This window comes from Streptomyces sp. NPDC037290, assembly GCF_055603245.1.
In genome coordinates this window covers 35193-61219 of the sequence record NZ_JBVJVZ010000024.1, presented here as the reverse complement: position 1 = coordinate 61219, position 26027 = coordinate 35193, and the positions used below count along the sequence as shown (strand labels likewise).

Below are 26027 nucleotides of genomic sequence, written 5' to 3'. Positions count from 1 at the left end.
TCCGCTCTCCGGTGTCGGTGTCCGACATGATGAACTCGTTGTGCGTGCGGACGAACTCGTCGTAGCGTCCGTTGCGCTTGAGTTCGAGGACGGCGGCGACGAACCTGCGCTTCTCGTCGGCGGTCAGCGTGGCCTGGTTCTTGCGTACGGTCATGGTGCGGGGTGCTCCGGAGTCCTTGCGAGGGTGGTCAGTTGGCCGGGAAGGGCAGCAGCGGGGCGCCCTGCAGCTCGTCAACCGCCGCGCGGGCGGCGGCGCGCGGGGTGGGCACCGGCTCGTAGTGGCTGACGACGCTGATCCAGCTGCCGTCGGCGTTCTGCATGACGTGCAGCTGTACGCCGTCGATCAGCACCTGGTAGCCGCCACCGTGTCCGTGGTGGTGGCCGCCCCCGCTCATGGGACGGCCCTGTATCCGGCGGCCCTTGTAGACCTCGCTGAAGGTGTCCGGCATGGGCATGCCGTGGTCGTGTCCCGCGGCCGAGGCCGCGGGTGCCGCGAGGGCGGTGACGGTGGCCGTCGCGGCGAGGGCTGCCGTCGCGGTGAGTGCGCGGCGCCGGGTGAGGTCGGGCATGCGGGTCCTCCTGGAGGGTGTTCCGGTGGTGACGACGCATGCCTATCGGGGGCTCGGGGACGCGGAGAAATCACCCGGAACCGGTTGGCTACGATCCGGACAATTAGCCACATGTCGTACAGAGTTGAACCAAGATGATCTTGCTGTGTCCGGGGGGTGATCCGCTCCGGAAGGGGGAATTCCTTGCCGTGCCGGCCGGGTTTCCGGCGATCCTTCTCGTCCGCCGTCCGCCCGAGTGGCCCGGCTCACCCCGTCAAACTGACGCGATCGGGTGTGCCGGGTGCCGTCGCTTCGGGTGCTTCCCGCGCACCCCTGGAGGACAACCCCGACGGAGGGCAACCTCGGCCGAGCGCTCCCGTGACGGCGCCGCACAGCATGGGTGAATGGCCATTCACCCGGTAAGGTGAATCGTCATTCACCTCGCCGTCAGAACGTTGCCCGCAGGAGCGCCGATGGACCAGCCCGCCCCGATACCCCGGCCCCCCTCCGGACCGGCCCCGCTGCGCAACCGGCTCACCGTCCCCGTCCTGGCGTCGGGTGGCATCCTCATGGCGGTCATGCAGACCGTCGTCGTCCCCCTGCTGCCGGACCTGCCCCGGATCACCGGCGCCTCGGCCGCGACGGTCTCCTGGACGGTCACCGCGACCCTCCTCTCCGGCGCCGTCCTCACCCCCGTGCTCGGCCGGGCCGGCGACATGTACGGCAAGCGCCGGGTGCTCACCTCGGCGCTCGCCCTGATGACCGCCGGTTCGGTGCTGTGCGCCCTGTCCTCCGACATCGGCGTGCTCATCGCCGCCCGGGCGCTGCAGGGCGCCGCCGCCTCCGTCGTACCGCTGTCGATCAGCATCCTGCGCGACGAACTCCCGCCGGAGCGCCGGGGCTCCGCGGTGGCGCTGATGAGTTCCACGGTCGGCATCGGTGCCGCACTCGGCCTGCCGCTGGCCGCGCTCGTCGTCCAGTACGCCGACTGGCACACCATGTTCTGGCTCACCGGCGCCCTGGGCGCGCTCGGCGTCGCGGCCACCTGGTGGGCGGTCCGGGAGTCGCCCGTGCGTGAACGCGGCCGGTTCGACGTGCTCGGTGCGCTGGGGCTCGCCGCCGGCCTGGTCTGTCTGCTGCTGGGCGTCTCCCAGGGCGGCACCTGGGGCTGGGGGAGCGCCCCGGTCCTCGGGCTGTTCCTCGGGGCCGTCGTCGTTCTCGCCCTGTGGTGGTGGCAGCAGTTGCACACCGAGCGGCCGTTGGTCGACCTGCGGTTGGCCGGCCGGCCGCGGGTGGGCCTGTCGCACGTGGCCGCCCTGCTGACAGGGTTCGCCTTCTACGCCAACTCGCTGGTCACCGCCCAGCTGGTGCAGGCACCGAAGGCCACCGGCTACGGCCTCGGCCTGACGATCGTCGCCACCGGCCTGTGCCTGCTGCCCGGAGGTGTCACCATGCTGCTGTTCTCGCCGCTGTCGGCCCGTATCTCGGCCGCGCGCGGACCGCGGATCACCCTCGCGCTGGGCGCCGCCGTCATCGCCTGCGGTTACGCGGTCCGTATCGCCGACAGCCGCGACCTGTGGATGATCATCGTGGGCGCCACCGTCGTGTCGACCGGGACCACGCTCGCCTACTCGGCGCTGCCGACCCTCATCCTGCGGGCCGTCCCGGCTGCGCAGACCGCCTCCGCCAACGGCGTCAACGTGCTCATGCGCACCATCGGGCAGGCCACCTCCAGCGCGGCCGTCGCCGCTGTCCTCGCCCACCACAGCAGCCCCTTGGCCGGTGCCCAGGTGCCCACCCTGCAGGGGTACATGCTCTCCTTCGCGATGGCGGGCGCCGTGGCCCTCGCCGCCTGCGCGGCCGCCCTCACCATCCCCGGCGACGGCTCTGCGGACGGCACCCGCCGCGCCGAGGGCGGCACCCGGGGTGCGCGCGACGAGGCGATGGAGGGAGCATGAGGACGTGAGCACCCGGACCGACCCCACCGCACCCGCACGCCGGGACGCCGAGGCCACGAAGGACGCCATCCTCAAGGCCGCCCGCCACCTCCTGGCCCGGCACGCGCACGCCGACATCACGCTCAGGGCCGTCGCCGAACGGGCCGGAGTCAGCCCACCGCTGATCGTGAAGTACTTCGGCAACAAGGACGCCCTGTTCGCCCGCGTGATGTCCTTCGCCACCGACGCCGACGCCCTGCTGGACGCCCCCCTTCCCGGCCTGGGCCGGCACATGGCCCGGCACGTCCTGTCCAGCCAGCGCGAGCGCGGCGCCGACCCGTTGCTGCGCATCGCCTTCGCCCCGCTGCACGGCGACCACGGTGACATCCTGCGCGCCAACTTCCGCGCCCAGGTGACCGAACGCCTCGCCGCCCGGCTCACCGGCCCGGACCCCGGCCTGCGCGCCGAACTCGCCGTCGCCGCACTCGTCGGCCTCGGCGTGATGTACGGCATCGCCCGCTCCCCGCACCTGCGCGAGGCCGACATCGACGCGCTCGCCGACCGCTACGGACCGCTCGTCCAGACCCAGTTGACCCCGTAGCACCGGGCCGGCCGAGCAGGACCTCCCCGTTCCCGCGGACGGCCGCCCAACTCCTCAGGGACCCGGACGTGGCCCGGCCCGCTGCTTCGGGGACCGGTCAGCGCAGCAGCCGGTCCAGGAAGGGGTTGCCGAACACCCGGTGCGGGTCCAGGCGGTCGAGCGTCATGACCGCCTGCCCCCACACCGTCGGTCCGAAGGAGCCGGGCACGGTCGTCGCGAGCACGTCCTCGTCGCTCCAGGCGGCGTCCGTCGTGTACGCCCAGCCCTTGGACCACTCCACGCGGGCGAGGGCGTGTCCGCCGTCGTACGTCTCCAGCAGGAACCGCTCCAGCTCGCGCAGGAACGCCTCCGCGTACGGCGTGCCCGGCAGAGTCAGCACGTCCAGCCACACCGCGGTGTCCCACTCCGGCCGGTCCGCGCTCGGCCGCAGGGCGGACAGCAGCGGGGCTCGGGCGCCGGGCACGCCGGAGTCGGCCGGGTCGTCGAGACCGGTCACCCGGATCTCCACCGAGCCGTTGACCGGAAAGCGGCCCTGCGCCGCGTACGCCGCCAGCCGTTCCCGGTAGTACCGAGTGAACTCGTGCACCACCCGCTGCACTCCGGCCCGGCCGGTGAGCACCGCGTACCCGTTCGCGGTCACCCGCAGGGTGGTCGGCCGGAGATACAGCAGCGTGTTCCTCGACGGCCCCCACAGGTCGGCCGAGTCCGTGGCCGCGAGGCCCAGGGACGCGACGGCGAGCTGCGCTGCGCCCAGCTCCGGTGCCAGATACCAGGCCGCGTCCGTCACCAGCTTCCCGGCCAGGTCGGCCACGGGCGTCGGCACGCTGTCGGAGAAAGGGTAGTTGTACGGCGAGGTGACGTGCCGCGAGCCGGCCGGCCGCACCGGCGTGACGCTCCACTCCTTCAGCCACGGGAACTCGGTGAACGCGAACCAGATCGCCTCGACGCGTCCCGAGCGGCGCAGCGCGCTCTCCAGGGTGCGCCCGCCGGAGCCGGGCGCGGCGAACAGCTCGCGGGCGGGGACGTCGGTACGGCTGACGCAGCGCAGATTCGTGTCCGGGCCGACCCGCAGCACCACCTCGGTGACGAACGCCCGGCCGAGATGAGTGAGCAGCGCGGCGCACTCCGCCTCCTCGCGGCGGAACGTCCGCAGCGCGTACGCCCCGCTGTCCGCGTCCCACACCACCGCCGTCAGCTCCAGGACCCGGTTGCTGAGCGAGCCGTAGGTGCCGCCCGGCAGCGGTTGTTCACCGGCGGCCGGTACGGCGGTGCCGTGCGCGTCGATCGCCAGGGCGCCGCCCAGGGTCAGGTCTCCCGGCGCGGGTGTCGCGGTGAGGCCGAGACCGTGCCCTTCCAGGAAGGTGAGCAGGGCCTCCAGGGTGACGCCGGTGCCGGCCCGGACCGCAGAGCCGGACTCCAGCGCCAGCCCCGTCAGCCGCGCGGCCGTGTCCACCAGCAGGACGCGGGCGTCCGACGTCGTCCCCCCGGTGATCGTCAGGGGCGACCAGCCGTGTGAACGACCCCGCGCGCGGACCCGCCAACCACTGCGCCAGGCCCAGTTGACGACGTCCCGCACCTGCTCAGGACCGGCCGGCGCGCAGGCCCACAGGCCGTCGGCGGTGATCTCGCCCACCCAGTTGCGGTATGCCGAGCGGTACAGCGCCACCTGCCCCGGAAACCCGGGGAGTTCGGCCGCGGCCACCGCCGGGTCGGCGGCGAGCAGCACCGGTACGGCGGCCAGCGCCGCGGCACCCCGCAGCAGTCCGCGTCGGCTGAGGGGGCTCCAACCGCCGCCGGGGGAGGATGAGTTGTCCATCGAACGATCGATCACGTGGTCACGCTAAGGGCCCCCTTCCCGTCCGCCGGCATTCCGCCGGCCCATCCACCCGTGTGGGTGACAACGCACGGGTGGCCCACCGGAGCGGCTGCTTCCGCGTGGCCCGGTGCCGGGTGACAGACTGGCGTCATGGACGAACGCGCAATCCACAGGTCGGGTCAGTGGGCATCGGTGGTCGGGCTCGGCACATGGCAGCTGGGCGCCGACTGGGGGGACGTGGACGACAAGGAGGCCCTGTCCGTCCTGGAGGCGGCGGCCGAGGCCGGCGTCACCTTCTTCGACACGGCCGACGTGTACGGCGACGGACGCAGCGAGGAGACCATCGCCTCCTTCCTGCGCGGCCGGCCCGACCTGCATGTGCTGGTCGCGACCAAGATGGGCCGGCGGGTCGAGCAGATCCCCGAGAACTACGTCCTGGACAACTTCCGCGCCTGGAACGACCGCTCGCGCCGCAACCTCGGCGTCGACCGTCTCGATCTGGTCCAGCTGCACTGCCCGCCGACGCCCGTCTACTCCTTGGGCGCGGTGTTCGACGCCCTGGACACCCTCGTCGAGGAGGAGCGCATCGCGGCCTACGGCGTCAGCGTGGAGACCTGCGCCGAGGCGCTGACCGCGATCGCCCGGCCGAACGTGGCGAGCGTGCAGATCATCCTCAATCCGTTCCGCATGAAGCCCCTCCGCGAGGTGCTGCCCGCGGCCCGCGAGGCCGGCGTCGGCATCATCGCGCGCGTGCCGCTCGCCTCCGGCCTGCTGTCCGGCAAGTACACCAAGGACACCGTGTTCGCCGCCAACGACCACCGCACCTACAACCGGCACGGCGAGGCCTTCGACCAGGGCGAGACCTTCTCCGGCGTCGACTACGAGACCGGTGTCGAGGCCGCCGCCGAGTTCGCCGCGCTCGCCCCCGAGGGATACACCCCCGCCCAGCTGGCGCTGCGCTGGATCATCGAGCAGGACGGTGTCACCACGGTGATCCCCGGCGCCCGCAACCCGGAGCAGGCCCGCGCGAACGCGGCCGCCGCCAAGCTGCCGCCGCTGCCCGAGGACACCTTCACCGCGATCCGTGAGCTGTACGAGCGGCGGATCAAGGACCAGGTCGAACACCGTTGGTAGTCGTCGGCGCACACGCCGTTTGAACGAACGGCGGGGTGGTTACACGCACCGCATGACGCAGGAAGGACGGCGCAGGGGGCGGAACGAGTCCGAGGAGGAGCGGGCCGACCGGATGTGGGTCGAACTCATCCAGGAGGTCCGCGTCGCCCAGACGGGCGTGCAGATCCTGTTCGGCTTCCTGCTGACCGTCGTCTTCCAGCCGAAGTACGCCACGCTGCCCCATACCGACCAGATCATCTACATCGTGACCGTCGTCCTCGGCGCCTGCGCGACCGGCGCCCTCATCGGACCGGTGTCCCTGCACCGTCTGGTCGCCGGCCGCCGCGTGAAGCCGCAGGCGGTACGGCTGGCGTCGCGGATGACGTTCGTCGGCCTGGTCATGCTCCTGGTGACGATGGCGTCCTCGCTGCTGCTGATCCTGCGGGTGGCCACCCACGGCGGCTATGTGCCGTACCTGGTGGCGGCCGTCGTCCTCTGGTACCTGGTCTGCTGGTACGGCCTGCCGCTGTGGGCCCGGCACCGCCACTCGACCCGCTCGTCCGACGGCTCCGCCCGCCCGGGACCGAGCGACGGCACCCCCGGCCAGGGCCGGGCATAGGACCGGCGGCCGGGCCCCGGGCACGGATGCGGGCCCCTCAGCCCGCCGAGAGGATCTCGGCCACCAGCTCGTCGACCGGGACGCGTTCCCGCCCCGGCGGGACGATCCGGTGGGTCTCCCGCAGGAACGCGGCGACCGCGGGCGCCCAGGCGAACACCACCGCGCGGTGCCGGCTCCCGTCCGGCCGGACGTCCCCGAGGAACTCCATGCACAGCTCGTGCCAAGCACCGGTCGCGGCCGGCCGCAGCCGCACGTCGCCGGTGCCGACCGGCCGCAGCAGACCGTCGGAGAGCATCTCCCGGTCCAGCCGCCAGCAGGCCAGCACCCGGCCGTCGTGGCCGAAGACGGCGGTGACGGCGAACGGGTCGTCGGCGTCGTAACTGAGATGGGCCAGCACGGGACACCGGCCGGTGCCTTCCGTGCGCAGCTGTACCACCAGGGTCTTGTGCACGAACGCGTTCATGCGAGGGCCTCCGGCAACAATCGGCGTAGAGCCCTCTAGTACCCCCGTGCCGCCCCGGATGCTCACTCGTGCGACTGAATCCCCGGATTCGCGCCGGCGCCGCGCAGCGCGGCCAGGCAGCCGCCGATGGCCTGCTGGAGCTCCTCGAGACGCCGGACCATGTCGTCCTCGTAGAAGTCCTGCGCGTCGTCGAAGGTCAGCTCCTCGAACGCCCTGGCCGCCTTCTGCAGGCTGCTGTAGAACTTCGTCCGGCGCTCCTGGACGCGCAGTTCGGGGTCGGCCTCCACCGCCTCGGCGACCAGCGACTTCATGGTGCCGTAGGCCTCGCCGGCCCACTCGCCCGTGTCCTCGCCTTCCTCCAGTGCCGCTCGGCCTCCTCGCGCAGCTCGGCAGGGGCCTCGACGGTCTGCCCGGCCGGGGTCCTGATCTGCCCGGAGTCGGCGATCTGTCGGACGTAGCCGATCCGGTCGGCGGCCCGGCTCTCGGTCGCGACGGCCTTCTTCAGGTCGTCGGTGCGTACGACGTCACGCGCCAGTTCCGCCTGCAGCTCGGGGTCCTCCCTCAGCCGGTCCAGCAGGGCCGAGCGGGCCGCGCGGGCGGTGGCGGGGTCGGCGAGGATCGCGGCGCGCAGCGCGGTCGGGTTCTCGGCGACCTCCAGCGCCTTGGTGGGGCGGATGCCCTCGGCCTCGGCGGCTTCGGCGATCGCGGTGCCGCGCTCGGAGGTGGCGCTGTTGCGGGAGACGTAGTAGCTCAGCCAGACGTCCGCGTCCGGCAGGTCGACCTCCTGGCCCGGCTCGAGGGCCTCGAAGTGCGGGACGAGCCCGTCGTCGGCGGCCCGGTCCCAGGCCTTGTAGTAGCGCATGACCCGCTCCGGCGAGCAGCCCGCCAGCCGCGCGAACTCCTTCGCCGGCACCTTCGGCGTCCCGCCGGCCGGCTGTCCGCCCGGGCGCACACTGCGGGCCACCATCAGCGCGAAGGCCCAGCCTCCGGTGCGCGCGTACACCCCGAACTCGCGGGCGTCACGCGCCACCAGGTCGGACAGCCGCGGCGCGGCCGGTGCGGGCGTCTCGGACGGGTCGATGACCAGGGTCACGGATGGCTCTCCTGCAAGGTGCTCAAGGCCGCACCCGGGAGCGGACGCGGACAGGAAAGCCCATATCGACGCATCGGCCACGCCCGGCGGTCAGCCGAAGGCCTCCCGCAGCGCGGGCAGCAGGGTCTTCCCCGACCAGTCCAGGAACTCGGGCTGGGTGTCGCCGCCGATCTGCACGAGCGCGATCTCCCCGAACCCGGCCTCGGCGTACGGCCGTACGGCCTCCACGAAGGCGTCGGGGTCGTCGCCGCACGGGATCGAGGCGGCGACGTCGTCCTCGTCCACGAACTGCGTCGCGGCCTCGAAGGCGTCGGGGTGCGGCAGTTCGGCGTTCACCTTCCAGCCGAGCCCGAACCAGCGGAACTGTGAGTGGGCGCGCTTGACCGCCGTGTCCGGGTCGGGGTCGTAGCAGACCGGCAGCTGGCCGACCCGGGGCTTGCCGGTGCCGCCGTGCCGGTCGAAGGCCTCCAGCAGCCCCGGCTTCGGTTCGGTCGCGATGACCAGGTCGGCGAGGTGCCCGGCGAGCTTGCAGGACTGTTCGCCGGAGACGGCGATGCCGAGGGGCGGCGGCTGGTCCGGCAGGTCCCACAGCCGGGCCGACTCCACGTCGTAGTGCGGTCCGTGGTGGGTGACATGGCCGCCCTCGAACAGCGCGCGGATGATCCCCACGGCCTCTTCGAGCATCTCGTGGCGCACGTCGACCGGGGGCCAGCCGCCGCCCACCACGTGCTCGTTGAGGTTCTCGCCGGCCCCCAGCCCGAGCCGGAACCTGCCCTCGGACAACAGCTGCACCGTGGCCGCCTTCTGCGCCACGATCGCCGGGTGGTACCGGAGAATGGGGCAGGTCACGTAGGTCATCAGGGGAATCCGCGAGGTGGCCTGGGCGGCGGCGCCCAGCACGCTCCACGCGTACGAGGAGTGGCCCTGCGAGCGCAGCCACGGAAAGTAGTGGTCGGAGATCACCGAGAAGTCGAACCCGGTCTCCTCGGCCCGCACCACATGGTCCACCAGATCCCGGGGACCGGCCTGCTCGGTCATCATCGTGTATCCGATTTGCACCATAAGGGGCGAGTCCCCGGGCTGGCGGCTCGAAAACGAACCGCGGGTGCCGGTCAGCCCGCCGGTGTACGGAACGTCTGCAGGAACGTCTTCAGCGCCAGCCGGTTGGCGGCGTCGTCCCAGGTCGCGGCCGGGGTGGTGAAGCGCAGGGAGAATCCGTCGCCGTCGCCCGTGAGGAAGCCGCGCCCGAAGGTGTGCACCCGTGCGTCCCCGGCCTGGGCCAGCCACTCCAGATCGGCGCCCTTGTGGCCCTGGTAGGTGGTGGCACGGACGGTGCCGACGCGCTGGTAGCCCGGGAGCCGCTGCAGGTCCGGTTCGACGTCGTCCCGCCAGACGGCGACCGGGTCGGGACCCACGTGCTCGCTGTGTGTGACGGCCAGGGTGGGGGAGGTGCCGCCCCGGCCGAAGGTGATGCGGTAGGCCCCGGTGACCCGGGAGGTGGTCAGCCGTTTCCAGCCGTCGGGCAGGGCCACGGAGAAGCCCTCGGGCGCGGCGTAGCGGTGGTAGCCGGCCGGCAGGGCGGGCGGGCTGCTCGGGGTGGGGCGCGCGGAGGGCGTGGTGCTGCCGCCGCCGGTGTGCGTGTCGGCGGGAGTGGCCGAGGCGGAGGGGCGGAGCGGTGCCTGCGCGGTGCCGGTGCCCGCGAGCCGGTGCGTCGCGGCAAGGACGGCGGCGGTGACGGTGAGCACCGCCAGCGCGGTACCGGCCGCCATCATCAGCCTGCCGTGCTCCCGCCCGACGAGGCGCACGCCCCGGTACGCGCCGCGCAGCCGGGGCAGGGGAGCGGGCTGCCGGTCGGCGTCGGCGTCCTCGTCCAGGGTGCGGATCAGGGCCTCGCGGACCACCGGCCGGGTCAGCCGTTCCCGCGAGTTCTTCCGCAGCAGCCCCTGCACGGCCTGGGTGAGCGGGCCCGCGCGCAGCGGGGTGCGCAGCGGCAGCCGGTCCACGGCCTTCAGGGTGGCGTCGGGACGGCCGCGGTCCCGGAACGGCGGCCGGCCCTCCACCATCGTGTACAGGAGCGCGCCCAGCGCCCACAGGTCGGCGGCCGGCCCGATGCGCTCGTCGCGGGCCTGCTCCGGCGAGGCGTACGAGGGTGCCGTGAGCCGGGGCACCAGGGTCGCGCCCGCCAGGCCGAACCCGGTGACGACGACGGGGCCGCTGTCCCGTACGAAGACCTGGCCGGGGCTCAGCTCGCCGTGGGTGACGCCCTCGTCGTGCGCGGCTTGGAGCACATCGAGCAGTTCCAGGCCGGTCCGTGCCGCCCGCACGGCGTTGAACGCGCCCTCGCGGTCCAGGAGTTCGGACAACGGTGTGCCCTCGATCCACTCGGTGACCGTCCACAGGGCCCCGGCCTCCACCACGGCGTCGACGACCGAGGCGACCTGGCCGGGACACAGCAGTCGCATGGTCTCCGAGGTCCGGATGACGCGGGCCGTGACCCGGCGCGCGGTGTCGTCGTCGGCGGACTCCGGCAGGGTGGTCCGGGCCACCAGCCGGGGCTGCTCCGCCGCCACGTCCTCGGCGTACCACCACAGGCGGTTCGTCTCCCGGGCGAAGACCTCGAGGAGCCGGTAGCGTCCGGCGACCAACTCGTGTGCGGAGACGTGCGCCTTGACCATGGTCATCCCTCGCTGGAACCCCTGTTGCGTGTCTCACAGAGGTACGGGGGACGTGCGGGGGTGCGTTCAAGGAAACGGTGGACGGGCCGCGTTCCTGCCTTTTATTCAACTCTTCGAAAGGGCTTGCGAGTTTGGGATGGCCGCGCGCGGCGGTCGTTCGACCTGCGGGTAACCGAGGGTAAATTCCCGGGCGCGGCCCGGTCTCACCACAGCCCGAACCGCTCGGCCCAGCCGATGAGTTCCCGCGGCGTCGTATTGCCGCCGCACACCACGAGGCCGATCCGGGCGCCGTCGCCGACCCGTGCCACCACCTCGCGGGCCGCCGGCAGCAGACAGCCCGCCGCCGGCTCGGCCCACACCTTGGCGTGCTCGGCGAGGTCCAGCGAGCCCTGTACGGCGTCCCGGTCCGGGACCACCAGCACCTCCTCGACCAGCGCGGACACATGGTCGTACGTCAGCTGCGACACGGCGGGTGCGCTGAGCGTGGTGACCAGGGACGACAAGGGCACCGGCACCGGTCCGCCCGCCTTCAGCGCGGCGGACATGGCCTCGGCGCCCTCGGTCTCCACACCCCACACCCGCACCCCGGGGCGTTCGGCCGCGAGCGCGGCCGCGATCCCGGCGATCAGCCCACCGCCGCCGATGCTGACCACGACGTCCGTCAGGCCGCCGGCGTCCCCGACGTCCTCGGCCAGCTCCAGCCCCACCGTGCCCTGCCCGGCGATCACCACCGGGTCGTCGAACGGGTGGACCAGCGTCAGCCCCTCGTCCCGCAGCCGCGTCACCAGCTCGAAGGCACGGTCCATGCCGTCGGTCAGCCGCACCGACGCCCCCGCCTCCTGGGCGATCCGGATGGAACGCGCGGGCGCGGTGCGGGGCATCACCACGGTCGCCTTCGCATCGAGGGCCGCGGCCATCACCGCGAGGGCGATCCCGTGGTTGCCGCCGCTGACCGCGACCACGCCCGCCGCCCGCTCGGCCCCGCTCAGCGACAGAAGCTTCGCCGTCGCACCGCGTGCCTTGAACGAGCCGGTGCGCTGCAGCAGCTCCAGCTTGGCGGTGACCGGGACGCCGAGCAGCGCGGTCAGACCCGGGCTCGGTACGGTCGGCGTCCGCACGACATGCCCGGCGATCCGCTCCGCCACGGCTTCGATCTCCGTGATGCCGATCAAGGTGCCTCACCCCTCCGGCGCGGGCTGCGGGCCGCGCCTTTCGCACCCTGACCCGTGGAGAGGGTGGCGGTCAACACGGTTTCACCCCGGTGCGAGGGTGGTCACCATGTGCGGTCGGCGAGATGGTCCAGCAGCCGGAACAGGTCCCCGGCGGCCTCGGCAGCCGTTTCCGTCAGCAGGGCCCGGGCGGCGTCCGTGTGCGCGCGGGCCTCGGCCAGTGCCGCCGTACGGCCGCCCGCCGCCTCGATCAGCGCGGCGGCCTCCTCGGCCCGATCCGGCGCGTCCAGCAGTTCGGGGAGCCCGACGGCCGCAGGGGAGCCGAGCGCGGCCAGCACCGGATACGTCTTCTTGCGTTCCCGCAGGTCGCCGCCCACGGGTTTCCCCGTGACGGCCGGATCGCCCCAGATGCCCAGCACGTCGTCGACGAGCTGGAAGGCGATGCCGAGATGCCGCCCGGCACGGTCGAGCGCGCCCACCGTGGTCCGCGGCGCCCCGCCGAGCATCGCGCCCAGCGCGGCCGCGCAGCCCAGCAGTGCGCCGGTCTTGCCCTCGGCCATGGCCCGGTACTCCTCGGGCGTGACCCGCTCCGGACCGGTGCAGGGCCGGGAGGCGAACAGCAGGTCGTCGGCCTGCCCGCGCACCAGGTCGGCGAGGGCCGCGGAGAGCAGCCGTACGGTGCCCGCCCCCTGCGGCGCGGCGGCGAGGGTCTCGACCGCCAACGCGAACAGGGCGTCCCCGGCGAGTACCGCCGGGCCCGTGCCGTACGCCTTCCACACGGCGGGGCGGCGGCGCCGGGTCGCGTCACCGTCCATGATGTCGTCGTGCAGCAGCGAGAAGGCGTGCACCAGTTCCACCGCGACCGCGCCCGGGACACCGGCCCGCCCGTCGCCGCCCGCCGCCTCGGCACCGAGCACCGCGAGCGCCTGCCGTACGCCCTTGCCGCCCGGCGCGGCGGCCGGCGCCCCGCCGACCTCGCACCAGCCGAAGGAGTACGCGGCCATCTCGGCCACCCAGGGATGCAGCCGCCCCACCGCCTCCCGCAGCGCCGGCTGCACCAGCTCCCGGCAGCGGACGAGGACTTCGGGCGCGGACGGCGGGGCCTGTACGGCGGTCACCGGGCGACCTCCGCGTCGAGACCGAACTCCTCCTGGGCCCGGGCCACCATCTCCCGGGCGTGCTTCAGTCCGCTCCGCTCCAACGTCCGCGCCAGGTCGGCGAGTTCGGCCGTCGTCTCCGCCCGGTCGCGGCCCAGCTGCGCCAGCGACTTGGCCAGCCCCAGCCGGGCCAGTGCCTCGCCGCGCGGCTCGCTCATCGCCCGGAACTCCTCCAGGGCCAGCTCGTACAGGTCCCGGGCCTCGGCGTAACGTTCCGCCCGGTACAGGACGTTGCCGCGCATCTTGTGGTTGTAGGCGAGCGCGCTGGAGAGGTTCATCGCCCGGCAGCCGGCCTCCGCCTGTGACAGGAGCTCCAGTGCGCGCTCGGTGTCCTTGTCGCGCACGGACAGGATGTCGGCGAGCCCGCGCAGCGCCCAGGCGTGCCCCCGCCGGTCCTCCGCCCGCTCGGCTATCTCCGCCGCCTCCTCGAACAGCGCGTACGCCCGGTCGTGGTCGCCGGTGTTGCGGTGCATCTGCGCGATGCCCTCCAGCGCCCACACCGTGTGCCGGGCCTCCCCGCGCCTGCGGGCCTCGGCCAGCAGCTGCTCGTGCAGCCGCCCGACCGCCTCGTAGTCGCCCTGGATCCGGCCGGTCTCCGCGAGACCGGCCAGCGAGTATCCGCGGCAGACGATGTCGCCGCCCCGCTCGCCGAGTTCCGCCGCGAGGCCCAGCAGCCGCCAGGCCAGCGGGAACGCCCCGCGCTGTCGGGCGAGGGTGCCGCCGCTCCACAGCGCCCACGCCATCGCGGCGGTGTCGCCGGCCTCCCGGGCCGCGCGGTAACTCGCCTTCCAGGCCTGGTCCGCGTCCTCCACGTGACCGAGGCGCCGGTGCGCCTCGGCGACGGCGAGCCCGCAGCGCGCCGCCTCGGCGGGACGCCCGGACCGCTGGGCCTCGCGTAGTTTCTCGGTGCCCTCCGCCAGCACATCGACCAGCGAGGAGTTCACGGAGAGGGTGGTCAGTGCGCCCTGGTACTCCGGGGCGAAAGCCTTGCCGTACATGCGTACCTTTCTATACACGCTGCGTATACATGGCGTGTATAGCGAGTCGGAAACGAGCCCCGGTCGAAAGACCGGGGCGTGTCGGTCTGTTGCCGATCAAGACGCAGGCACGGCGCGGGGGGTTGCCCGTGCGATGCGGGTCACCCTGTGAAGGTTCAGTGCTGCTGGGTCTTCTGCGGGGTCAGCTCGCTCGGGCGCACCACGACGAAGCCCTCGCCCTGGAGCATCAGCTGCACGGCTTCGCCCGAACCGCCGCGCAGCATGGAGCCGATGGACTGGGAGCGGTGCAGCGAGGTCTGCAGATGCGCGGTCCAGCCGACCACCGCATCCGTGTCCACGTACACCGGGGCCTGTGCGGAGACCGGGATGACCAGCGGGTTGCCCTCGCAGACCAGCCCCAGCCGGCCCTGCCCGCTGAACACGCTGTTGAACAGGCCGCCGCCGGCGATGCCCGATCCCTTGACCGTCTTGATCTCGTACGCCAGCGAGGGGTCGAAACACAGCACGTTACGGCCGTTGACCGTGAACTGGTCGCCGGCCTCGACCTCGACGATGAAACAGTTCTGCGCCTCGTGCGCGAACCAGGCCTCCCCCTGCCCGCGTACCGCCATGAGGGGCAGTCCCTCGCCGGTGACCGCACGCTTCAGCATGCCGCCGACGCCCTGCCCCTTGCGCTCGAACTTCAGGTCCCCGCGATAGGCGATCATCGCGCCCTGCCGGGCGTACATCTCGCCCTGGACGGTGTACTTGACGCACTTGGCGTTCTCGACGGACATGCCCGGCTCCACGGCCGGCTGCACCACGTGCTCACTGGAAAAGAGGTCACCCTTCATGCGGGGCATGGTGTCCCGGACGATGTCATTCCGCCAAGATCACGGACCGTGCCGCCTCAGCCACCGAAAAGCTGCGCCCAGTAGGTGCCCGCCCGGCCGCCGCCCGTGAAGCCGACGCCGATGTGGCCGAAGTCCCGCTCGAGGATGTTGGCGCGGTGGCCGGGGCTGTGCATCCAGCCGTCCACGACCTCGGCGGGGGAGCGCTGGCCGCAGGCGATGTTCTCGCCGATCGTGCGCCTGCGGGACCCGGCCGCGCGGGCCCGGTCCCAGGGCTGGGAGCCGTCGGGCGAGGTGTGGTCGTAGAAGTCGCGGGCCACCATGTCCGCACAGTGCGCCTGGGCGGCGGCCGTGAGCAGCGGGTCCGTCGCCAGCGGGGGCAGGCCGGCCCGGCCGCGCTCGGCGTTGGTGAGCGCGACGACCTCGGCGGCCGTGCGCGACAGCGCGTCCGGTGTGAGGGGAGCGGCCCACAGCGCCGTCCAGTACCGGTCGCCGCCGTCGGCGTGGGCCAGGGCGGCGTGCCGGAAGGCCGGGTCGAGCAGGGTGTGCCGGGAACGTGCCGACTCCAGGCAGTAGTCCACGAACTCGGCCGGGGTGCGGGGCCCGGAGACGAGGTGCTCGCCGACGGTGACGTACGTGTATCCGGTGGCCGTGATGCGCTGGTGCACCGAGACGCCGTCCCGCCCCTCGCCGTCGAGCCGGCCGGCCTGCGCCATGGCCTGGGCGTGGGACCGCGCGGCGGAGGCGAGGCGCGGGTCGAGGGCGACGGCCGGGGAACCCGCCTGCGCGCGAGCCGAGTTGACCAGCCGGAGGAAGTCGTCCGCGGGGCCGCTCGAGTGGCGGCCGGTCGCCGCGGAGCCGCCCGCGAGCCGACCGGACAGCCTGGGGGCGCCGGGCCCGGTGGGCCGGGTGGTGTGCGTGCGGGCGTCCGGTTCGGCGGGCCGGGTCGTGCGGACGCGGGCGTCCGGTGCGGCGGCCCGGGTGATGCGGACGCGAGAGGCCGGTGTGGCGGGCCCGGTGAAGTGGACGCGGGAAGCCGGTGTGGCGGGCCGGGTGGCGGGGGCGCGGCCGTCCGGTGGGGTGGGCGCGGTCTGCCCGCCGTCGTCCGTGACCTGTACCCCGAAGTCCCGGGCGAGCCCGGCCAGCCCGTCCGCGTACCCCTGCCCGATCGCGCGCAGCTTCCATCCCGTGCCCGGCCGCGCATACAGCTCGGCGAGCAGCAGCACGGTCTCCGGGCCAGGACGCGGCGGTGCGAACCGGGCCACCGAGCGCCCCGAGCCGTCCGTGACCTCGAGCCGGGGAGCCGGCAGCCGGCGGAGCGGCGTACCGGGCTCGGCCGCGCTCACCACCACCGTGACCCGGCACGCGCCGCCGCGCAGCCGACCCGGATCGACGGTCAGGACGTCACCGCGCAGCCGGACACCCGGAGCCCGGGGCTGGTTGTAGAAGACGAAGTCGGCGTCGGACCCGACTCTCCCGTCCACGCCGGTGACGAGAGCGGACACGTCGAAGTCCCCCGCCACCCGCAGCCGCACCGCCCCCACGGGCAGTGCCAGATTGCCCCCGGCCACCAGCTCGCTCGTCACGCAGGGGACAACGCCCGGAAGGTGTGCCGCGGTTCCCGCTGCGGCCTCCTACCCCTGAGCGGCTCCGCGCCCGCAGAACCCCGCTTCCAGGGTCTTGGCCAACGCCTGCGACACCTTGCCGTTGTTGGACGTGTTGGCGACGGCGGTCAGGGTCCGCGTACCGTCCTTTGAGGCGAAGGCATACGTGTAGTACCCCTGCACGACTCCCGTGTGCCCGTACACCGAGACCCCGCAGGACAGGTCTCGCCGCCGCAGCCCGAGCCCGTACGCCGTCGTCCCGTCGACCGGCGTGAACCGCTCCATCTCGTCGAGCCGCGCGGCGGACAGCAGCCTGCCGCCGAGCAGCGCACCGTAGAAGACGTCGAGGTCCCGCGCGCTGGAGATGATCGCCCCCGCGCTCTGCGCCCACGACACCGTCTGGTCCGTGGCGTCGACCAACGGCTCACCCGTCCGGTCCGGGGTGAGGTAGCCACGGGCGTACCGGCCCGGAATGGCGGTCGAGGGATGGACGTAGAACGTGTCCCGCAGCTTCAGCGGCTCGAAGATGCGCTTCTCGTACTCCGTCCGCACGGAGTGCCCGGTGAGCTGCTCGATGAGCATGCCCGCCACCACGAAATTGGTGTTGGAGTAGGAGTACGCGGCGCCGGGCTCGTTGGTGAGCGGCTTCTGCAGCGACAGGTCGACCAGCCGGCGGTAGCTGAAGACCTTGTTCCGCACCGCCTCGAAGCCGGACACGCTGTCGGCGAACAGCTCGTCGGTGTAGTCGTGGAGGCCACTGCGGTGGCTCAGCGCGTGACGGACCGTGATCCGGTCGTCGGGCAGCAGCCCCGGCAGGTAGCGGTTGACCGGCGCGTCGAGCGCCAGCCGGCCCTCGTCGGCGAGCTGCAGCAGGACGACGGCCGAGAAGGTCTTGGTGACGCTGCCGACGCGGAACCGGTCGTCGGTGGTGAGGGCCCGCCGGGTGGCCCGGTCGGCGACTCCGTGCGCCGCCGTGTACGTCCGGCCGCTGTCGTCGATCCGGGCCATGGCGCCCGGAGCGCCCTGGTCCACCGCGGACCGCAGCGCCGCGGCGAGGCCCACGGTGTCGGGAGCCGGGAGCCCCGCCGCCGGCGCGTCCGTCTCCGCGGTCGCGGCCCGCGCCGGGACCGCCAGCAGCGCCAACGCGACCGCTCCGAGAACCGCACCCCGCCCCACCGTTGCCGAGAGCATCCGCAACCCACTTTCAGCGATCCGAACCGATACGGCGCTTGATGCGATATCGGTCACATTCAGGCCCTGGAACCTAGGCGATGAGGACGGCGTCTCCCCAGCCGACACACAGTTGGTCAGCTCCTGATCACTCTGTGGCGCGCATTTGTAAAGGATTGCCATAGAAGGTCGCGAAATCGATCATTCCGCCTTTACGTGCACATGACTGATCCGCAAGGGTTGCGCCTCAGGGCCCGACCAGCCCTCGTGGCGTCCAATCGAGCCACGTCGCAAGGCGGTTGGTGATCCCGGCTGCCTTCGAACGAAGGAACCCTGATCAGTGCGTAGACCGCACATACGCAGCGTCGCCGTCGCCATCGCGGTGACGACGGCTGCCACGGGCCTGGCCGGCACGGCCTTCGCGGGCCCCTCCACGGGTGCGGAGCGGTCCGCCGCCTCCACCGCCACGAACGCCACGGCGGTGGTGGAGGCGGCGCGCACCGCGGCCTTCGCCCACGCCTCGGCCACCGGCGTCTCCCAGGGCGACGAACTGCACGCCCAGGACGTGATGCTCGACCCCGAGGGCGCCCGGCACGTCCGGTTCGTCCGCACGCACGACGGCATGCCCGTGCTCGGCGGTGACCTCATCGTCCACCTCGACCACCAGCTGGCCTACACCGGCGTGACCCGCGCCGCCGACCACAACGTCAAGCCGGCCACCACCAAGGCCAAGCTGACCGCGGACCAGGCCGCCGCCAAGGCCGCCCAGGCCGCCAAGGGCGACGCGGGCAGCGCCCAGCTCGTCGTCGACGCGCGCGACGGCTCCTCCGCCCTCGCCTACCAGGTGACCGTCACCGACCAGCAGGGCACGAGCACCGTCGTGGTCGACGCCGTCACCGGCAAGGTGCGCAGCAACACCCCCGACAGCGACGAGTTCCTGTCGCCGAAGCTGATCGAGAGCCTGCGCAAGCACGGTGAGACGGCCGACCCGGCCACCGGCATCGGCTCCGCCTCCCCGGCGGCCGGCCTGCTCGGTTCCGATGTCGCCGGCGCCACGCGCTACCCCTCGGCCGCCCAGGGCACCGGCAAGACCCTCTTCGTGGGCAGCGTCGGCCTGACCACCACGGCGACCTCGCGCGGCCACTACCAGCTCAAGGACCCGAGCCGGTACGGCACCGAGACGCGCGACGCCAAGGGCTCGTACACCGAGAAGTTCAGCTCGGGCACGAAGTTCACCAGCACGACCAACGTGTGGGGCAACGGCACGACCGCCAACCGTGCCAGCGCCGCGGCGGACGCCCAGTACGGCATCACCAAGACGCTGGACTTCTACAAGTCCACCTTCGGGCGCAAGGGCATAGCCAACAACAGCAAGGCCGCCCAGGGCATGGTCCACTGGGGCAAGAAGGTCGCCAACGCCTTCTGGGACCCGACCTGCAACTGCATGCTCTACGGCGACGGCGACGGCGACATGTTCAAGAAGCCGCTCGTGGTCCTCGACGTCACCGGTCACGAGCTGACCCACGGCGTGGTGGACGCCACCGCCAAGCTGGAGCCGACCCACGTCGACGACCAGGGCAACCAGTTCGGCGAGCCCGGCGCGCTGAACGAGTCCCTCGCGGACATCTTCGGCTCCAACGTCGAGTTCTACGCCAAGAACGCCAAGGACACGCCGGACTACCTGATCGGCGAGAAGCTGGGCCTCGCGCAGAAGTTCCTGCGCCGCCTCGACCACCCCTCGCTGGACAAGCTCGAGGGCACGATCGACTACTGGTCGCCTGCCGTGTACGGCGCCGAGGTGCACGCCGGTTCCGGTGTCTCCTCGCACGCCTACTACCTCCTCGCCGAGGGCAGCGGCAAGAAGACGATCAACGGCGTCAACTACGACTCGCCCACCTACGACCACTCCACGGTCAAGGGCATCGGCCGCACCAAGGCCACCGCCATCTTCTACCGGGCGCTCACCCGCTACATGGTCTCCACGACCGACTTCCACGACGCGCGCGTCGCGACGCTGAAGGCGGCCAAGGACCTGTACGGCGCGAACAGCACCGAGTACAAGACGGTGGACAAGGCGTGGGCCGCGGTCAACGTCACCGCCGCCAACACGCCGGCCGACCGTCACTGACGCACGGCCGCACCACCGGATGCCCCGCCCCGCGCGGGGCATCCGCATGTGCGGGCGCGGATGTCCGGGCCCGCGTCCTTGTCCCGTATGCCCGGAACACATGGAGTGCCCCAACTGCCTCCGTAGCAGCCCCTGTTCAACCTCGCCGACAGCCCGGCCGCCGTCACCGCGGACTTCTCCTCCCTCGGCTTCACCGGCAACGGGTCCGTGCGCGACCTGTGGAACCGCGAGGACCTCGGCTCCCACCGGAACAGGATCACCGAGGCCCTGCCCGCCCACGGCTCCCGCCTGTTCACCGTCACCCCGCACGGGCCGCCCTGTCCGCGACCGGCTACGAGGCCGGGTCCGCCGCCAACACGCTCAGCGGCAACGCGTCCGTCGCCGACTGCGCCGCGTGCTCCGGCGGCAAGAAGGCCGGCAACCTCTACCGCGGCGGTGCGCTCCGCTTCAACGACATCGTGAAACGGGCCGGCACCTATCTGATCAAGGTCGCGTACATCAGCGGTGACGCCCGCGCCGTGAACGTCTCGGCCGACTCCGGTGCTGCCGTCCGCCACAGGTTCCCGTCGACGGTGACTGGGGGACCGTCGAGACGGTGAGCGTGCCGGTGACCCTGAAGGCCGGGGCCAACACCGTCACCTTCGTCGGCGGTACGGACTACGGCCCCCCCGGCAGACGCGATGTTCTCGCCCTCGCCGCCGCCACCGGAGCCCTCGCCTCCCTGCCCGCCTTCACCGCCACCGCCGCCCCGCAGCGGCCCCCGCGGCCGACTCCCGCCACCACCTGTGGTGGCGGGCACCCGCCGACAAGCGCTCGCTGATCACGCAGGAGCTGCCCGTCGGCAACGGGCGGCTCGGTGCCCTGGCCACCAACGACCCCGGCCGGGAACTCCTGCTCGTCACCGACGCCACGATGTGGACCGGCGGCCGCAACGACACCCTCGACGCCGACGGTCAGTTCCCCTACGACCGCGACGACTTCGGCTCGTTCACCCTCCTCCACCACCCTGCCGGACAGCGGCCGGGAGGTCCTCGTCGCCGACAGCGACTGGTCACCGGAACACGGCCCGCTCGACGCCAAGGGCATCACCTATGCTCAGGAACTGGTGTGGGCGCTGTTCGGCAACTTCCGCACGGCGGCCGCGGAACTCGGCAGGCACGCCGACCACGCGGCGACCGTCGGCGCCCTGCGCGAGCGGCTGTACCTGCCCGTGGTGAGCCCGAAGACCGGCTGGCTGGAGGAGTGGATGTCCCCGGACAACCTCGGCGAGACCACCCACCGACACCTGTCCCCGCTCGTCGGGCTCTTTCCCGGCGACCGCATCCGCCCCGACGGCTCCACCCCCGCCGACATCGTCACCGGCGCCACCGCCCTGCTCACCGCCCGCGGCATGGACGGCTTCGGGTGGGCCAACGCCTGGCGCGCGCTGTCCCGGGCCCGGCTGAAGAACGCCGGCAAGGCCTACCAGCTCGTCGTGAACAACCTGCGCCCCTCCGAGGACGGCGGCAACGGCACGGCCCCCAACCTCTTCGACATCCGCCAGGCCGAGCAGGGCCGCGGCACCTTCCAGATCGACGCCAACTTCGGCACCCCGGCGGCCGTGACCGAGATGCTGCTGTACTCCCGTCCCGGCCGGCTGGAACTGCTGCCGGCCCTGCCGGACGCCTGGGCTGCCGCCGGGCCGGTGACCGGGGCCGGGGCCCGCGGCGGATTCGTCGTCGATCTCCACGGGAAGGTCGGCAAACCCACCGAGGTGCGCATCCGCAGCGTCGGCGGGACCATGACCTCCGTGGGATACGCAGGCACGTCCCGCACGGTCCGTATGCGACCCGGCGGGTCCGTCACGCTGCGGGACCTCGGCCGATGACCGGCCGGATCGGACGCGTCTGCCGCGTCGCCGCCGCCCTGCTCACGGCCGTCGCCTGCCAGTCCGCGCCCGCCAGGGCGGCCGCCGTGCCGGCGTCCGCCGAACGCGCCTCCGGGGTCGTCACCTGGGCGGCGAGCGCCGACCGCATGGGCGAGGGCACGCCCGGCCAGGGCTACCGGCTGATCGTGCACACCAGCGTCGGCGGCACCGGCCTGCGCGTCCGCGTCACCAACGCCTTCGGCGACCGGCCGCTGACCCTGGACAGTGCCTACGCCGGTCTGCGCGGCCGGGGCGCCGCACTGCGGCCCGGCAGCAACCGGCGGCTCACCTTCGGCGGCGCCCGGAAGGTCACCGTGCCCGAGGGCGCCGCCGCCTGGAGCGACCCGCTGCCCGGCACCTGGCCGGCCGGCAGCGACCTGGCCGTCAGCCTGCACACCCGCGACGCGGCCGGCCCGGCGACCGGCCACTGGATGGCGATGCAGACGTCGTACACCGGCCCGGGCGACCACACCGCCGAGGAGAGCGGCGCCCACTGGGGGCGGACCACCGGCTCCTGGTGGTACCTCGACGCCGTGTCCGTACGGCCGTCCCGCGCTGCCACCGGGGCCGTGGTCGCACTCGGCGACTCCATCACCGACGGCTGGGCGTCCACCAGCGACGAGAACCACCGCTGGCCCGACTACCTCGCCCGGCGCCTGAACACCACCCGCGCCCCCGTGCGGGGCGTGGCAGACGAGGGCATCTCGGGCAACAAGGTGCTCGCGGACGGCGCCGGGCCAAGCGCCCTGAACCGGCTGGACCGGGATGTGCTGTCCCTGCCCGGGGTCCGCACCGTCTTCCTCTTCGAGGGGGTGAACGACCTCAAGGCGCACACCGGTGTCACCGCGCAGGACCTGATCGCCGGGTACCGGCAGATCGCCCGGCGGGTGCACGCGGCGGGCAGGTGCGTGGTCGCCGCCACGGTCGGCCCGTTCGAGGGCTGGCCCGAATGGGACCCCGCCGCCGAGGCCGTACGCCGGGAAGTGAACCAGTACATCCGCACCGGCAAGGACTTCGACGCGGTCGCCGACTTCGACCGCACCCTGCGCAGTCCCTACGACTCCGCGCGGCTGCTGCCGTCCCTCGACGGCGGCGACCACCTGCACCCCAATGACAAGGGCATGCGGGCACTGGCCGACACCGTCGACCTCCACAGCCTCGACTGCGGCCGCTGACCGCACTCCGGCCGGGTCATCCCGACCCGGTCGGCTCCGGCGTGATCAGGCCCCGCCGATGGGCGACCGCCACCGCCTCCGTACGGCTCGCGGCGCCCAGCTTGGCCAGGATGTTGGACACGTGCACGCTCGCCGTCTTGCCGCTGATGAACAACTCCTCGCCGATCTGCCGGTTGCTGCGGCCCCGGGCGAGCAGCCGCAGCACGTCCTGCTCCCGGGCGGTCAGCGCTGCGGCGCCCGCCGCCTCACCCGCGCCGGCGGTGGTGAGGCGGCCCCGGCGGGTCAGCGCGTCGATCCGCTCCAGCAGCGGGACCGCGCCCAGCGCGGTCGCCGTCGCCGCCGCCTCGCGCGCCTGTTCCACCGCCTCCGCGCTCCGCCCGGCGGCCAGCAGCGCCTGTGCGTACCGCACCTGGCAGCGCGCCCGCTCGTACACATCGCCGTACGCGAACGCGGCGACCGCCTTCTCCCAGGCCACCGGATCGGGGCCGGACACGGCCGTCACCCACTCCGCCTCGGCGCGGGCCAGCCAGGCCTGTCCCTCAGGGCCCTGGGGACGGCCCTCCTCGTCCCGCGCGGCGGAGGCCCGCGCCTGTTCCACCAGCTCGGTGGCGGTGTCCGCCCAGTGGCGCACCGCCGGCGCGTCCCCGGCACGCCGCAGCTCCACGGTCCGGTCGGCCACCGCCGCGAGGCAGAGCGCGGCGAGCCGGACGGTGACGTCGGGCCGTCGCCCCGAGTCGTCGGCCAGTGCGGTGAGCGCCGCCCGCATCCGCTGCACGGCCCCTTCCGGGTCGCAGCCCTGCGAGGCGGCGTCGGTCAGGGCGATGCCCGCGACCAGCGTGCCCATCCATGTGAACGGGCCCTGCAGCAGGGCCTCGGCCCGCTCGGCGGCCCCAACGTCGCCACGGGCCACCGCCACGTACAGTGCGGGGCCCGCCACGAAGGCGCCCGTGGCGGGCAGGGCGGCCGCTGCCTCGGCCGCCGCGCGCAGGCACTCGTCCCACCGGCCGAGCGTGTGGAGGACCAACAGCCGCAGGTACCGCATCTCCAGGGGATACGGTGAGGACAGCAGTCCGGTCCGGCGGGCCCGCTCCAGCCCCTCGGCGAGCAGGGGCAGACAGGCCTCGGGATCGCCGGCCTCCAGCCGGCTGATGGCCAGGTTGAACAGCGCGCGCATCTCCACCGGCCCGTGCCCGGCCGACCGCGCCAGTTCCCGGGCCCGCCGCAGCTTCTCGCGGCCCTCCGCCGAACGCCGGCCGTCGCCTTCGAGAGTGGCCAGCGTGATCAGCAGATCGGCCTGGGCGTCGGCCATGCCCAGCTCCTCCGCGACGCGCAGGGCGCGCCGGGCGATGCTCAGCGCCGTCTCGTCCGCGCCCAGCTGACGGGCCGCCATCACATGGGTGGCCGCCGCCCACACCCAGGTCCGCGAGGGCGGCTCGGCGGGGATCAGCGCCAGCGCCTCGCTGCTGTACCGGAAGGCGGCCCGCAACCGGTCCACGGTGAGCAGGTTGCCGGCGAGGGTGTAGCGGATCCGGGCGGCGAGCGCGGAGTCGGCGTCCTGGCCGACCTCGGCGAGCGCGGCCCGGGTGAGGGAGACCGCCCGATGAGCGTCCCCGGCCCGCGCGGCCGCTGCCGAGGCCCGCAGCGTCAGCGTGACGGGGGCGACCCCGTCGGCGCTCGGCCGTGCCTCGGACGGCACCGCCGGCCACAGGTCCAGCGCCGTCTCCAGGTGCCGCAGCTCCTCGGCCGGCGCCCCCAGCCGCCGGGCGTGGTCGGCCGCCTCCAGACAGGCGGCGAGCGCCCCGGGCAGGTCATGGCTCTCCCGGCTGTGGTGGGCGCGCTCGGCGGCCGTCTCCGGGGCGCGGCCGCGGGCGGTGAGCAGTCGGGCGTACGCGCCGTGCAGCCGGGACCGCTCGCCCGGCAGCAGATCGGCGTAGACCGCCTCGCGGGTCAGGGCGTGCCGGAAGGCGTAGGTGTCGCGGTCCCCGGGGACGAGCAGTTGCCGTCCGACGGCCTCGCGCAACGCCGCCTCCAGCTCGTCCTCGGGGAGCCCGGCGGCCTCCCGCAGCAGGTCGTGCTCCACCCGGCGGCCGGCCACGGCGGCGGTCCGCAGTACCTGCTGAGCCGTCTCGGGCAGCTGCTCGACCCGGATGAGCAGCAGGTCCGCCAGCCCGCTGGGCACCCCGCCGGCGTCTGTGCCGGCCGCCGCGAACAACTCCTGCGCGTAGAACGCGTTTCCCTCCGCGCGGTCCACGATGCCGCGCACGACGGCCTCGGGCAGCGGGCGGTCCTCCAGGGCCCGCACCAGCCGCGCGACCTCCGGATCGGCCAGCGGCCGCAGCTCCAGCCGCTCCACGGCCGGCAGCCGGACCAGTTCGGCCAGCAGCGGGCGCAAGGGGTGACGGCGGTGCAGATCGTCCGCCCGGTACGACGCGAGGACCGCGAGGCGCCGGTCGGGGGCGCCGCCGCCGGGCTGGTGCAGCACGCCCCGGCTGAGCAGGAAACGCAGCAGGTCCCGGGAGGACTGGTCGGCCCAGTGCAGGTCCTCCACGACCAGCAGCAGCGGTGTGGCGGCGGCCAGTTCGGCCAGCAGCCCGGCGACGTCCTCGAACAGCCGCAGCCGCCCGTCCGGGCCGGCCGCCGGGTCGGAGCCCGCGCCCAGCAGCCGGTCCACCGCCGGATGCCCGGCCAGCACGGCCGTGAGGCGCTCGTCCGCGGCGAGCGCGCCGAGGATCTCGGTGAACGGCAGGTACGGCAGACCGACGTCGCCGAGGTCCACGCAGTGGCCGGTGACCACGGTCGTGCCCGCCCGGGCCGCCCGCCCGGCGACCTCCTCCAGGAGCCGTGTCTTGCCGACGCCCGCGTCCCCGGCGACCAGCACGCCCCGCGCCGCGCCGCCCCGGGCACGCTCCAGCACGCCCATGAGCCGGGCCAGTTCCTCGTCCCGCCCGATCAACGGCGGCGCGCTGAAAACGATCTGCGACACGCCCCCATCCTGGCACGCGGGACCGACAGCGGCCTCGCCGGG

Annotated in this window: 18 protein-coding genes and 5 pseudogenes; 9 read left to right on the top strand and 14 right to left on the bottom strand. The window is 73.5% G+C overall.

The genetic code is table 11. From position 1 onward, the window contains the following. Positions 1–154 (bottom strand): annotated as a pseudogene (locus ACZ7HQ_RS39055) (tyrosinase family protein); the annotation flags it as partial. 34 nt (positions 155–188) lie between these two features. After that, positions 189–569: an apotyrosinase chaperone MelC1 gene (melC1, locus tag ACZ7HQ_RS39050; RefSeq protein WP_471000440.1), complete on the bottom strand. Its 381-nt coding sequence runs from the start codon at positions 567–569 to the stop codon at positions 189–191. Between the two features lie 452 nt (positions 570–1021). Here melC1 and ACZ7HQ_RS39045 point away from each other — a divergent pair, with 452 nt between their 5' ends. Both ACZ7HQ_RS39045 and ACZ7HQ_RS39040 read left to right on the top strand, forming a co-directional pair. Then, on the top strand, positions 1022–2506 hold the full coding sequence (locus ACZ7HQ_RS39045) for an MFS transporter (RefSeq protein ID WP_471000437.1): 1485 nt from the start codon (positions 1022–1024) through the stop codon (positions 2504–2506). A 4-nt stretch (positions 2507–2510) separates the two neighbouring features. Beyond that, complete coding sequence (locus ACZ7HQ_RS39040; RefSeq protein WP_471000435.1) at positions 2511–3086, top strand: TetR/AcrR family transcriptional regulator; 576 nt, start codon at positions 2511–2513, stop codon at positions 3084–3086. A gap of 97 nt (positions 3087–3183) precedes the next feature. On the opposite strand, the gene ACZ7HQ_RS39035 is transcribed toward ACZ7HQ_RS39040, so the two are convergent. After that, positions 3184–4902, bottom strand: a complete 1719-nt coding sequence (locus ACZ7HQ_RS39035; protein WP_471000450.1) for a cholesterol oxidase substrate-binding domain-containing protein — start codon at positions 4900–4902, stop codon at positions 3184–3186. Between the two features lie 150 nt (positions 4903–5052). Here ACZ7HQ_RS39035 and ACZ7HQ_RS39030 point away from each other — a divergent pair, with 150 nt between their 5' ends. Continuing rightward, positions 5053–6036 (top strand): aldo/keto reductase, encoded by a 984-nt coding sequence (locus ACZ7HQ_RS39030; protein WP_471000431.1) that lies wholly within the window; start codon positions 5053–5055, stop codon positions 6034–6036. Positions 6037–6088: 52 nt separating this feature from the next. After that, positions 6089–6634 carry a DUF6328 family protein gene (locus ACZ7HQ_RS39025; RefSeq protein ID WP_471000428.1) on the top strand — a complete coding sequence of 182 codons (546 nt, stop codon included), beginning with the start codon at positions 6089–6091 and terminating at the stop codon, positions 6632–6634. A 37-nt stretch (positions 6635–6671) separates the two neighbouring features. On the opposite strand, the gene ACZ7HQ_RS39020 is transcribed toward ACZ7HQ_RS39025, so the two are convergent. The 10 genes and pseudogenes from ACZ7HQ_RS39020 to ACZ7HQ_RS38975 form a co-directional block, all read right to left on the bottom strand. Then, entirely contained in the window at positions 6672–7097 is a 426-nt protein-coding gene (locus tag ACZ7HQ_RS39020) for an SsgA family sporulation/cell division regulator (RefSeq protein WP_471000425.1), read from the bottom strand. 62 nt (positions 7098–7159) lie between these two features. Beyond that, a pseudogene (locus ACZ7HQ_RS39015) lies at positions 7160–8190 on the bottom strand (hypothetical protein). Positions 8191–8280: 90 nt separating this feature from the next. After that, the gene (locus tag ACZ7HQ_RS39010; RefSeq protein WP_471000422.1) at positions 8281–9252 is read right to left on the bottom strand and encodes an LLM class F420-dependent oxidoreductase; all 972 of its coding nucleotides are present in this window, start codon (positions 9250–9252) and stop codon (positions 8281–8283) included. Positions 9253–9302: 50 nt separating this feature from the next. Beyond that, entirely contained in the window at positions 9303–10871 is a 1569-nt protein-coding gene (locus ACZ7HQ_RS39005) for a serine/threonine protein kinase (RefSeq protein WP_471000419.1), read from the bottom strand. A gap of 197 nt (positions 10872–11068) precedes the next feature. Then, positions 11069–12037, bottom strand: a complete 969-nt coding sequence (locus ACZ7HQ_RS39000; RefSeq protein WP_471000417.1) for a pyridoxal-phosphate dependent enzyme — start codon at positions 12035–12037, stop codon at positions 11069–11071. Positions 12038–12138: 101 nt separating this feature from the next. After that, positions 12139–13152: a polyprenyl synthetase family protein gene (locus ACZ7HQ_RS38995; protein WP_471000415.1), complete on the bottom strand. Its 1014-nt coding sequence runs from the start codon at positions 13150–13152 to the stop codon at positions 12139–12141. Next, positions 13149–14189 carry a tetratricopeptide repeat protein gene (locus ACZ7HQ_RS38990; RefSeq protein ID WP_471000412.1) on the bottom strand — a complete coding sequence of 347 codons (1041 nt, stop codon included), beginning with the start codon at positions 14187–14189 and terminating at the stop codon, positions 13149–13151. The genes ACZ7HQ_RS38995 and ACZ7HQ_RS38990 overlap by 4 nt, the downstream gene beginning before the upstream one ends. A 155-nt stretch (positions 14190–14344) precedes the next feature. Further along, complete coding sequence (locus ACZ7HQ_RS38985) at positions 14345–15022, bottom strand: AIM24 family protein (protein WP_471000410.1); 678 nt, start codon at positions 15020–15022, stop codon at positions 14345–14347. A 56-nt stretch (positions 15023–15078) separates the two neighbouring features. Next, positions 15079–16605 (bottom strand): CAP domain-containing protein, encoded by a 1527-nt coding sequence (locus ACZ7HQ_RS38980; protein WP_471000407.1) that lies wholly within the window; start codon positions 16603–16605, stop codon positions 15079–15081. Between the two features lie 48 nt (positions 16606–16653). After that, positions 16654–17814: a serine hydrolase domain-containing protein gene (locus tag ACZ7HQ_RS38975; protein WP_471000404.1), complete on the bottom strand. Its 1161-nt coding sequence runs from the start codon at positions 17812–17814 to the stop codon at positions 16654–16656. A 319-nt stretch (positions 17815–18133) separates the two neighbouring features. Here ACZ7HQ_RS38975 and ACZ7HQ_RS38970 point away from each other — a divergent pair, with 319 nt between their 5' ends. The 5 genes and pseudogenes from ACZ7HQ_RS38970 (at position 18134) to ACZ7HQ_RS38950 (ending at position 23002) form a co-directional block, all read left to right on the top strand. Continuing rightward, complete coding sequence (locus tag ACZ7HQ_RS38970) at positions 18134–19921, top strand: M4 family metallopeptidase (RefSeq protein ID WP_471000401.1); 1788 nt, start codon at positions 18134–18136, stop codon at positions 19919–19921. A 132-nt stretch (positions 19922–20053) separates the two neighbouring features. Next, positions 20054–20588: pseudogene (locus tag ACZ7HQ_RS38965) on the top strand (carbohydrate-binding protein); the annotation flags it as partial. After that, positions 20498–20800: pseudogene (locus tag ACZ7HQ_RS38960) on the top strand (hypothetical protein); the annotation flags it as partial. The pseudogenes ACZ7HQ_RS38965 and ACZ7HQ_RS38960, both read left to right, overlap by 91 nt. Before the next feature lie 118 nt (positions 20801–20918). Next, positions 20919–21788: pseudogene (locus ACZ7HQ_RS38955) on the top strand (glycosyl hydrolase family 95 catalytic domain-containing protein); the annotation flags it as partial. After that, complete coding sequence (locus ACZ7HQ_RS38950) at positions 21785–23002, top strand: SGNH/GDSL hydrolase family protein (RefSeq protein WP_471000398.1); 1218 nt, start codon at positions 21785–21787, stop codon at positions 23000–23002. The pseudogene ACZ7HQ_RS38955 and the gene ACZ7HQ_RS38950, both read left to right, overlap by 4 nt. A 16-nt stretch (positions 23003–23018) precedes the next feature. On the opposite strand, the gene ACZ7HQ_RS38945 is transcribed toward ACZ7HQ_RS38950, so the two are convergent. After that, entirely contained in the window at positions 23019–25985 is a 2967-nt protein-coding gene (locus ACZ7HQ_RS38945) for an ATP-binding protein (RefSeq protein WP_471000395.1), read from the bottom strand. Between the last annotated feature and the right edge of the window lie 42 nt (positions 25986–26027).

Coding starts and splice junctions, on each gene's coding strand:
- ACZ7HQ_RS38975 (WP_471000404.1), bottom strand. CDS start 17,814: ATGCTCTCGGCAACGGTGGGGCGGGGTGCGGTTCTCGGAGCGGTCGCG.
- ACZ7HQ_RS39010 (WP_471000422.1), bottom strand. CDS start 9,252: ATGGTGCAAATCGGATACACGATGATGACCGAGCAGGCCGGTCCCCGG.
- ACZ7HQ_RS39035 (WP_471000450.1), bottom strand. CDS start 4,902: ATGGACAACTCATCCTCCCCCGGCGGCGGTTGGAGCCCCCTCAGCCGA.
- ACZ7HQ_RS39045 (WP_471000437.1), top strand. CDS start 1,022: ATGGACCAGCCCGCCCCGATACCCCGGCCCCCCTCCGGACCGGCCCCG.
- ACZ7HQ_RS39030 (WP_471000431.1), top strand. CDS start 5,053: ATGGACGAACGCGCAATCCACAGGTCGGGTCAGTGGGCATCGGTGGTC.
- melC1 (WP_471000440.1), bottom strand. CDS start 569: ATGCCCGACCTCACCCGGCGCCGCGCACTCACCGCGACGGCAGCCCTC.
- ACZ7HQ_RS38990 (WP_471000412.1), bottom strand. CDS start 14,189: ATGTACGGCAAGGCTTTCGCCCCGGAGTACCAGGGCGCACTGACCACC.
- ACZ7HQ_RS39005 (WP_471000419.1), bottom strand. CDS start 10,871: ATGACCATGGTCAAGGCGCACGTCTCCGCACACGAGTTGGTCGCCGGA.
- ACZ7HQ_RS39025 (WP_471000428.1), top strand. CDS start 6,089: ATGACGCAGGAAGGACGGCGCAGGGGGCGGAACGAGTCCGAGGAGGAG.
- ACZ7HQ_RS39020 (WP_471000425.1), bottom strand. CDS start 7,097: ATGAACGCGTTCGTGCACAAGACCCTGGTGGTACAGCTGCGCACGGAA.
- ACZ7HQ_RS38950 (WP_471000398.1), top strand. CDS start 21,785: ATGACCGGCCGGATCGGACGCGTCTGCCGCGTCGCCGCCGCCCTGCTC.
- ACZ7HQ_RS38985 (WP_471000410.1), bottom strand. CDS start 15,022: ATGAAGGGTGACCTCTTTTCCAGTGAGCACGTGGTGCAGCCGGCCGTG.